This is a genomic window from Bacteroidales bacterium (assembly GCA_016707785.1).
Lineage (GTDB): Bacteria > Bacteroidota > Bacteroidia > Bacteroidales > UBA4417 > UBA4417.
Genome location: JADJGZ010000002.1, coordinates 141251 through 151795 on the forward strand (window position 1 = coordinate 141251; position 10545 = coordinate 151795).

At 40.9% G+C, this 10545-nt stretch carries 5 protein-coding genes; 1 reads left to right on the plus strand and 4 read right to left on the minus strand.

The window, feature by feature from the left end:
• Positions 1-14 precede the first annotated feature (14 nt).
• The 4 genes from IPH84_02375 to IPH84_02390 form a co-directional block, all read right to left on the minus strand.
• On the minus strand, positions 15-2834 hold the full coding sequence (locus IPH84_02375; protein MBK7172087.1) for a DUF5110 domain-containing protein: 2820 nt from the start codon (positions 2832-2834) through the stop codon (positions 15-17).
• Positions 2835-3049: 215 nt separating this feature from the next.
• A complete protein-coding gene (locus IPH84_02380; GenBank protein MBK7172088.1) occupies positions 3050-4087 on the minus strand; it encodes an IPT/TIG domain-containing protein in 1038 nt (345 codons plus the stop codon).
• Positions 4088-4105: 18 nt separating this feature from the next.
• Complete coding sequence (locus IPH84_02385) at positions 4106-5692, minus strand: RagB/SusD family nutrient uptake outer membrane protein (protein MBK7172089.1); 1587 nt, start codon at positions 5690-5692, stop codon at positions 4106-4108.
• A gap of 37 nt (positions 5693-5729) precedes the next feature.
• Positions 5730-8921 carry a TonB-dependent receptor gene (locus tag IPH84_02390; GenBank protein MBK7172090.1) on the minus strand — a complete coding sequence of 1064 codons (3192 nt, stop codon included), beginning with the start codon at positions 8919-8921 and terminating at the stop codon, positions 5730-5732.
• Positions 8922-9707: 786 nt separating this feature from the next.
• Here IPH84_02390 and IPH84_02395 point away from each other — a divergent pair.
• A complete protein-coding gene (locus IPH84_02395) occupies positions 9708-10439 on the plus strand; it encodes a hypothetical protein (GenBank protein MBK7172091.1) in 732 nt (243 codons plus the stop codon).
• The last annotated feature ends 106 nt before the right edge of the window (positions 10440-10545 follow it).

The following is a 10545-nucleotide window of genomic DNA, read 5'->3' on the forward strand; positions in this document are numbered from 1 at the left end:
CTTTGATAACATCACTATAACTGTATGTTCATAGCTTCTCCTGAATATTCTATGGTTTTCAATGGTTTAGGCTCCGGGAAAAGCGATGTGGGCTTATTCTTATCAATGATCACCAGGTTAAACTTCCTGTTTGTCTTCATTCCGGGGAAACTACCTTCGCGTTTATCAATCTGCAGTTTTCTGCCGGCATCATCATAGCTGAATTTGATTTTGGAATAATGCCCCTTTTCATATTGATAATTCACGCCTTCATCTTCATATAGAGTAAAACTCCCATTCTTCCCGGCAAAGATGCATATAGTCAGGGGCTGATCAGTATCTTCCATCGCATATTGAATCTCCGGGCCCCAGGGCAAAACGGAACCTTCCTTAATATAAACCGGTATGTTACTGAGCGGTGCATCGGCCAGGATGGTATTTCCCCCTTCACTGAATTTGCCTGTAAATAAATTAAACCATCCTGTACCTTCAGGCAGGTAAACTTCCCTGCTTCTAGCCTTATACTCAGTAACCGGGCAGATCAGTAAATGAGGACCAAACATAAACTGATCATCAATATTAAAGCTTCTAGAATCATTTGGAAAATCCATGATTAACGGGCGCATCATCGTGTAGTCGCTGAAATAGGTTTCTGCAGCAATTGTATAAATATAGGGCATTAACCTATAGCGGATTTTATTGGCATCAACGATAGCTTTGTAAACCGGATGTGTTTCAGGTGCCAGGTTGAAAACTTCCCTGAAAGGATATTGTCCATGCGACCTGAATAGCGGGCAGAAGGCCCCGAACTGATGCCAGCGGCACATTTGTTCCCTCCACTCTTCAAGGGTTTCTCCTTTGGCATCATAATACCTGTTTTCCACAGCAAAGCCCCCAATATCCATGGTCCAATAGGGTAAACCGGAGATACTGAAATTCAGACCTGCAGGGATTTGTCCTTTCATATCGGTCCAGCTGGCTGCAATATCACCGCTCCAGGTAGAGGCTGCATACCTTTGCATCCCTGCAAATGCTGACCGTGTAAGGATGAACACCCTCTGAGAAGGATTCTCCTTCCTCTGTCCATCGTAAACTCCTGAGGCATGAACAAGGGGATAGGCATTAAAATAACGGGCTCCGGATCCCAATGCTGTAGGATGCATCATATCCTGTCGCTCAGGAATGGATAAATTAGAATGAATATCAGGCTCTGTTGCATCCATCCACCAGGCATCAACTCCTTTGCTGAAAAGCTTTTTATTCACGTCTTTCCAGTAGGTTTCCCTGGCTTGAGCATTAAAGGCATCATAGAAGGTTGAAACATAGCCGACCCAGTCTTTCTGGTTATTGTTTATGTTTTTCATGTAAAGCCAGCCATTCTTTTCCATCTCGGCATAGTTGGAAGTCCCTTTATAGAATTTAGGCCATACAGAAATCATAAAATGAGCATTCAGGGAGTCATGCAGGGTTTTTATCATTTTATCAGGATCGGGGAAGCGGGTAGGGTCAAACTCATGGTCACCCCAGCGGTCCGCCTTCCAGTAGAACCAATCCAGGACTATGTTGTCGATTGGAATATTTCTTTTCCGGAATTCGCGCATGGTTTCAAGAATCTCATCCTGTGTTTTATATCTTTCACGGCTCTGCCAGTAACCCATCGCCCATTTAGGCATGATGGGAGCTTTCCCGGTTAGTGTGCGGTAATGATGGATAACTTCATCAGCATTTTTACCAGCCATAAAATAGTAATCGATCTGATCACCAATTTCAGAGGTTAAACTGATCCTGTTCTGTTCAACTGCAGGCTGAGGAGTTAAATGTTTTAAGGCGATATAAGACTCATTTCCATCAGGAATCCATTCCACTTTCAGATGATGTTTTTTCCCTGCTTCAAGAGGTAGTGTGAAACGGGTACTCACCGTATTCCAGCACTGACGCCAGCGATCGAGAATCAGCTTATTGTCAAACCAAAGTTTTGCGTATCCGGCAGACGTAAACATGAATTTGTGTTCACCTGTTATATCTGCTTCAATATCGCCTTCCCATTCAATCAGGGCATCGCCCAGAACAAGGCCTTCGGGGAATTTTATTAAATCCTTTATAAACTGGTAGGAGATTTCCTTTTCAGTCCTGCTTATTATGATTTTCGAGCTATCCTTTTTCTGTTTATAGGTGGCAGTAAGATGTCCTTCTGAACCAGATTTATCATATAATTTTAAAGTGGATAATTCTTCGAATTCACGGGTATCGCCAAACCAGGTCCTGCTGTTATTGTCCCATAGAATTCCATAGTTTTGAGAAGAAACAATAAATGGAACAACCGCAACGGAATTGTATTGAAACAACTCAGCATCCTTGCCTTTCAGATTCAGGAAACCGGTCTGGTTTTCACCTAAACCATAAAGTGCCTCATTTTCGGGCGATTCAAATACCTGTCCGATTGAATATCCCTCATCTTCCTGAACTGTAACAGGATTAAATGATTTTCCACCGCCCTGTTTTTCAGCAAGTATTACTTTGCCGCTTGTATCAGTATAAATTATTTCTCCTGTAGTAAGATTCACTTTAGCGATGAGTGCTTTGGTTTCGAGTAGCAGCTCATTACCTTCCTTTGTACATTGAAAGGGAACTGTTTTTATTGAATCAGCAAGAATCATCAGGCTTTCACGGTCGGAGAAACTATTGCCGGGAACCGCTTTAACATGAATGATCTGATCAGAAACCACTTCAAGTTTCATTTGAAACCCTTGTTTTTTATCGGTTTTCCTTATTTTAACCAATACACCGTTTCCGGTAATTTCATAGGGTTTAAACTGGCATGATAAAATTAGAATGATTGCAGAAACCATAATCATTCCGGTAAGAGTTTTAATTTTCATGATATTTCAGTATAAAGAGCGCCTGTTTAAGAATTGTAAAGTTATTGTTCGAATTCCTTTTAAAGAAAAACCGGTAAGGAAATATTAACCAGATATTTCCCACCGGTTTTTCGTCAAATAAACCTCAACCTCAAGGTACCAATCTCAAATAATCAGTCATAACAACCACCTGAGAAAGCTTTTTCATCAAGTTACTCTTTGATAAACATTATGTTATCAAAATAGAAGGTCTTTTCTGCTCCCATGATCTGGAATGTTACATTGTTGACAGCATTCAAACCAGACCAACCGGCAGTTAGCAGATCGACTTTAAAGTAAGTCCAGGTATTTGCGGGAACAGTAAATACATACCATGGCCCCCAGTTCACTGTAACCTGAACATCAAAATCTACATCAGCACCTTTAGCCCAGAAGGTTAAATAACGACAGGCAGATGCATCAACAGATCCGGGATTTCCCATCTGAAGGCCACCCCAACCGCCGGCATCGTATGCGGCTTTCATTGATTTGGTTCCAGTAACAAAAGCTTCAGCAGAAGCTTCATATACGCCACCCCACGACCAACTCTCGAATCCATTCTTTAGTTCATCGGTGAATACCTGAACAGCTTTATCCACATTAATGAATACCTGTGTCGTTACAGATGTACCTGATAAATTTGTAATCTTCAGTTTCCCATTGATTACATCGGAAGCCGGCATCTGGATTACAAGTTTCTTACGTTCTTTCGAAATGATGGTAGCAGCATCAGAAGTTCCATCAATTACAACATCTGTAACATCATCCAGGTTATTTCCGGTAAGAGTGACAGTAGATCCAGCCTGGAAATCACCTGGCCATGCAGTTGAAACAATAGGAAGTGCAATTACCTTAAAGGGAACAGTAATGGATTTCCCTTCACTATTGGTGATGACAATATTCTGATTTCCACCATAGGCAGTATCCGGCACCCTGAAAAGGATATGAGTATCTGTATTGAGGGTGGATGTAACCCCGGCAGGTACTTCATTATTACTGAAAACAATGCTTCGGATATCTCCAAGGCCTGTTCCGGAAACTGTCACAACCGTTCCTCCGGGAGCTTCAGTAGGAGATACACTTTGGAATACCGGATTTCCGGGATTCGCTTCTGGACTGCCATCGGTGTCTTTCTTGCAGCTGCTGAAAATCAAAGCAACTGAAAGTAGCAGGGCAGGAAGAATGATAAAATATGTTGTTGTCTTTTTCATATTCATTGGATTAAGTGATTATTTGCCACCATAATAGTGAATGGGATCTTTTGCTAATTCAGGATCCTGAAGGATTTCACTGGCTGGAATAGGCAAGTGCATATAGTTTTCGGTGAAAGTAACATGAAGTGGGGTGGTAACTGTTCCACGATCCTGGGCTTCGATAATTTGTTTTGCTTTAGCAAATCCCTGGCGTTGAATATCATACCAATAATCACCTTCAAATGCGAATTCCACGCGACGTTCACGCATAATTTCATCAAGGGTTATAGAAGATTTTGAAGGAAGTCCGGCACGGGTGCGTACACGGTTGAAAGCATCAAGAGCAGCACCGTCGCTTGTTGATGCATTCCCGGCCAGAATAGCTTCAGCATAAATCAACAAAACATCTGAGAAACGCATCATCATGAAATTCTGCCCGGTATTCATTCCCAGAACCTGTTCACCACCATAGGACATACCCGGACCAACAACATACTTGGCAATATTTGCACCGGTAGCACTACCTGCTTTTGCAGGACTGGTAGTAACGGTATCATATTTATAACCATTGGCCATAAATTCGTTGTAAGCAGGATCAGCAGTTTGTGGCTTCCAATCTGGCTTTGACCACCCATGCTCCATAATGGTTGCGGCACGACGAACATCACCGGTTTCAAAGGCATTTCTTACAAAATCTATTGATGGCCTGAAAAGTTCCCACATACTCGATTCCGAAGTATTAAGATTACTCGGTCCGCGGTCGCACTGCAGTTGGTTTCCGGCACCCCATGGATTGCCTGTCAACTGGTATTGAATGGAGAAAATCGATTCAATATTGTTATTCATGGTGCTGCTATTGAACATTGTAGCATAACTTTCAGAAGAAACCAGGTCATATTTACCTGAACCGATTACTTCATTGGCTTTAATAGCAGCATTTGTGTAATCCTTTACATAGAGGTACATCTTAGCCAGGTATGCTTTAGCTGAAGATTTAGTTACACGGCCCGGTACATCTGTTTCAGGAAGGTCTTTCTCTGCAAGTGTCATTTGTTCGATGGCATATTTCAGCACATCTTCCTTATAATACTTAGGGAGATTATAGTCACCTTCAAGAGCAATTTTACCCGGATCATCGATGATAGGAGCATCTCCAAAAGCACGTCCTATATAAAAATAGGTAACACCAAGCATAAAACGGCATTCGGCAATTGCCGGATCAAGGATTTCAGGATCTCCACCCAGCGTCTTTTTCATTTCGAATGCACGCAGGAAGGATGCAGCCCAACCTCCTACTTTGTAAAAGGATGTCCAGCAATACTGAACCAATGGTGTGGCTGCTGATTGCGAGAATTCCACGAATGCGCGGTAATCTCCATTCCCTTCATAGCTATGAGAGTTTCCTGCCATAACATCACCGATATCATCTAATCCGCGGCTCATAAATCCCGCCCATGGTAATCCCGAATATAATGTGCTGGTGGTTGCCCGCACCTCATCCGCCGTATTGTAAGAGTTGTCAATAGAAACACTGGTCAGGGACGTCTTTTCGGTAAAATCCTTTGAACAGGATACCACTCCAAACACCAGTACAAGAAAGATATATATTAATTTACGCTTCATTTTCTTTACGATTTAAGGTTTAACCAAGGAGTAGCTATCAGAACTCGACATTAACACCAAATGTGAAAGTCCGTGGATTGGGGTAATGTCCCTGGTCCACATTCATCAGGAGAATGCCATTATCGTACGATCCAATTTCCGGATCATAACCTGTGTATTTAGTAAAGGTATACAGGTTCTGGGCAGAAGCATAAACTCTCAGATTGGTCATCTTAACATGCCTGATGATATTTACCGGGAGTCTGTATCCAATGGTCAGGTTCTGAATACGAACATAGGATCCGTCTTCAATATACCTGTCGGACATATAGCTATTATTGGAGTTTGTTGTAGTGAACCGGGGCAGATTTCCATCGGTATTGGTAGCAGTATACCTGTCAAGCACTGAAGCAAGTTGATTATTGGTAGTATTATCCATTTTTTCCAACTGCCATTTGAGGAAATTGAAGATCTCAGCACCCTGGCTTCCCTGTATGAAGATTGACATATCAAAATTCTTATAGGAAAGGGTATTTGTGAAACCAAAGGTAAAATCAGGAATCGGGCTGCCGATGTAAGTCATGTCAGCTTCATCAATAATTCCATCCGCTTCTCCGGTTAGTTTTCCGTTTTCATCCTTTCCATTAATATCCTTATAACGGACATCACCTAACCATGTATGGGTTTCATCTTTTGAATAGCCAAACTGTGGTAGTGATGCATCAAGTTCGTCCTGTGTCCGGATAATACCATCTGAAACCAGTCCGTAGAAAGATCCAACCGGATGACCTGGAGCGGTGTAAGTGATATTATAACCAGTGTAATACACAGATCCGGTAAGTGATGAACTTTCATTCAACAGTTTATCAAGGGTGTTTTTGTATTTTGAGAAAATGAGTGTTGTAGACCAATTGAAATCACCTTTAATAAAGTTTTGAGTTGTCAGGCTTAGATCTACCCCCTTATTGGTCATTTTACCTACATTTCCTATCGGGGCTTTCAGGTCATTCCATGCTGAACCGATGCCCAGGAAGGTAGGACCTGTTGTGAAGAGTAACATATTTGAAGTCGTTTTCTTGTAGAGTTCAACGGTAAGGTCGATACGTTCTTTCAGAAAACTCATGTCAAAACCGATATTGGAAGTTATAACCTTTTCCCAGCTCAGGTCTGGATTTGCAATTCCATAAAGGTAGTTGGTTGCATAACCATTAACTGACCCAAATCCTGCTGGTCCTGGCCATATACTGATAAGTGAGGTATAAGGAGGATTGGGTGCACCACTGGGAAGGTTTTGATTCCCTACGCCACCATAACCTAAGCGTACCTTAAGATATGTGAATACACCTTTAATAGGTTCGAAGAAACTTTCATTACTGGCAGTCCAGCCTAAAGAAATGCCAGGGAAATAACCCCATTTGTTGTTTGGTCCGAAGTTGGATGATGCATCACCTCTGTAGCTAACCGATAATGAATAACGATTATCGAACATATACATAGCGCGTGCAAAATAGGATTCCATCGCCCAATCACCTTTGCCTCCATTTAATTCCCAGGTAGTTTGAGTAGTGCTACCGGCATTCAGGTCGATGATATTATTGGTAAGGTCGAGTTTGGTCCCGGATACCTGTTCCCAATAGGAATACTGGGCTTCATGACCGACTGTGGCTCCAAAGGAGTGTTTACCCACAGATTTATTGTAATTGAGATAGTTTCTCAAAGCATAATAATAGCTGTTATTACGGCTATCAATCAGTTTACTTTGCAACTCGCGGGATCCAACATCAACTCCAAGCTGATAAGCTTTGTTATTGCGATTTCCGATAGTATAGGATACTTCGTTACGGAATGAGAAATCCTTCAAAAATTTGATATCAGCGTAGATGTTACCAAAAATCTGGTTCTGAACAACCTCATTTCCACGGCTTCTTGCATTAGCAACAGGGTTTTCCTGAAGATATTGCTGTCCACCTACTGTTTGTCCTCCACCCCATGTGCCATCCAGATTTTTAACCGGTGTTAAAGGATTTTGAATACAAGCAAGCCAAATCGATCCCGAAGGAGCATTATCAGCAAGTGCAACATTTTGAATACTTCTCATGATATTGGCACTGGTACCAAAATTTAACCAACTCTTAACCTGGTGATCAAGGTTGAAACGAGTTGAATACCTTTTATAATCTGAACCTTCAATGGTTCCTGTTTGGTCGAGATACCCTGCTGAAGCATAATAAGAGGTCTTATCCTTTGCTCCGGAAAAACTCAGAGAATGATTCCTTGATAACCCATTCCTGAAAATAGCTTCCTGCCAATTTGTCCCTTCACCAAGGATGGTTGGATCAGCAAATTCAGGTGTTGGAGTTTGATTTGTTTCAGTCAGAATTTCATTCTGGTATTGGGCAAACTGACTAAGATTCATTACATCCAGCCTGTTTACAATCTGTGAGACTCCAAAACTGCCATCATATGTAACCTTTCCATCTGCAGCTTTACCTTTCTTTGTAGTGATCATGATGACCCCATTGGCAGCTTGTGATCCGTAAATAGCTTGTGCTGATGCATCTTTTAAAACATCTATAGATTCGATATCATTGGGATTGATATTAGCCAGGAAACTATTTCCTGTCTGTCCACGTCCACCACCAAGTCCGTCATAACCGGAACTGGAAACGGTATTTGTTGTGAATGGCACTCCATCAATTACAATGAGAGGGTCATTACTATTTATTGTAGTAAATCCCCTAACCCTTAAAGCAACACCTCCACCTGGCTGACCACTGTTATTGGTAACAGTAACCCCGGCAAGTTTGCCCTGCATGGCCTGGTCAACCCCGGTAACATGAAGGTTTTTAAGTTCTTTTTGATTTACAGATGAAATGGATGAGGTAACCTCTGCTCTTTTCACTGTTCCATAACCGATAACAACCAGTTCATCCAACTGCTTGACATCCGACTTTAAATAAATCTTCATTGTACCGGAAGTGACAGGAAGTTGCTGTACCTTCATTCCAACGAAGGACACTTCTATAGTTTTGGCAGTTGCCGGAACCTGAAGTGAGAACTTACCATTTACATCGGTCGATGTGCCAATGGTGGTACCAGGAATTTTGATGGTAGCACCGGGCAAAGTCACATTGTCTTCCCCATATACAGTCCCTGAAATAGTTGTTGCTTGTTGGGCATAACTAACTTGTAATAAGGAGATTAGAGAAAGACATACTAAGGCGATTACTCTGAGTAATTTTTTTTGCATAGCTTTTCTTTTTAATTACTCAAATTTAGACGTGGATACTGCGGAATAGTAATACTATATTATCTCATCCTTATGAAAATTTGATGTTACCCTAAGTATTTCAAATGGATAACTCATTGATTTCTTTACTACAAGCAGCTTTCAATGCAGAAAAAAGACAGTATAATCATTTGACAAAGTGAAGTATGATTATAGAAATTATACCTAAAATCGGATGGTTCAGAACAGGCTTAGAGTTATTCTTCAAAAATCAGGTGTAGCCTAAAATCCCATGCTTAAAATCCATCGATTCGCTTCCCCTTTAATACCAATAATTTGGAGCATATTTTACCTTCATTCAGGCATTCTGATTTAATACTTAGCGTAAAAAGTGCACATTTCCATTTTTTCACTAAAGCTATGATGATCAACGGTCTGTCCCGGTTGATTCAAAACAGATACTTTATAACTATAGAATCAGGAATTGCTTTGAAGAAATGATAAATGTTTCAAATCTCCATTTATCTTTGGAAGTACTTGCATTTGATCCAATCGAAGTCAGCGAAATCACTACTGTGGTCAAATTTCGCTGTATACTATCCAGTTTTAAGCCTCGGTATAACCATAATATTCAGAAGAGTTTACAAAAAACAATCATGAATTTATGGTTTTTTTTTAAAGTGTCCTTATATTTGCTCAAAGGAGGAGATTGCTAGATTATTTAATATTTTACGAACCTGTTAACCAAGTTCAATTATTTATAACCACCTTAAAACCAGTTATTAACCTAAATTCACTCTCATGAAAATGAAAACCTTACCCCTTTTACTTTTATTAACCCTGGGAATTGGAATCACTTTTTTCTCCTCCTGTAAAAAAGAAGAGACAAATAAAGCTCCATCAATTACTTCAGTCCTAGTAAACCCAGGTACCGTCAACGCAAATGGTATTGTCTCTGTTTCCGTTGCTGCTTCTGATCCTGAAGGTGATGCTCTTACTTATTCTTATTCCGTGACCGGTGGAGCTATTACAGGAACCGGGCCTAGCGTATCATGGACAGCTCCGTCTGCACAAGGAGCCCACTCAATTACTGTTACTGTTTCTGATGGAAATGGTAATCAGGCCACTGGAAACGGAGCCCTTACCGTTCTGCAACCTGTTACTCAAATTACTGGCACAGCCAGATTCCCGGCAGGAACTTCCGGAGATTTATCAAATTCCAAAGTTAGTATCTATACCTCCTATGATAATTGGCTGAATAACCAACCCATCAAATTCGGAGCAGTTACAGGATCAGGTGCAAGTGTATCCTTCACACTTACAAATGTCAACCCTGGTAACTATTACCTGGACGTATGGAAAGATATTGATAATAGTGGTACCTGGTCGTTTACCGATTATGTTGGCTGGTATGGTTCAGGGGGCCTTGGAAGTCCAAGTCTTACAGAGTTTCAGATTTCTGATGGGCAAACTTTCAATTGTTCTGTAGATATGTACATTGTAGCTAAAAAATCATCTGCAACAGGATCTAAGTTTTAAAAAGGTATTAGCATTTTGCTAATATGACAATTTTCAAAAGAAGGGTAAGATTCCATAGAATTTTACCCTTCTTTTTATTATACAATTGATCAAGTGGCTCTTATTG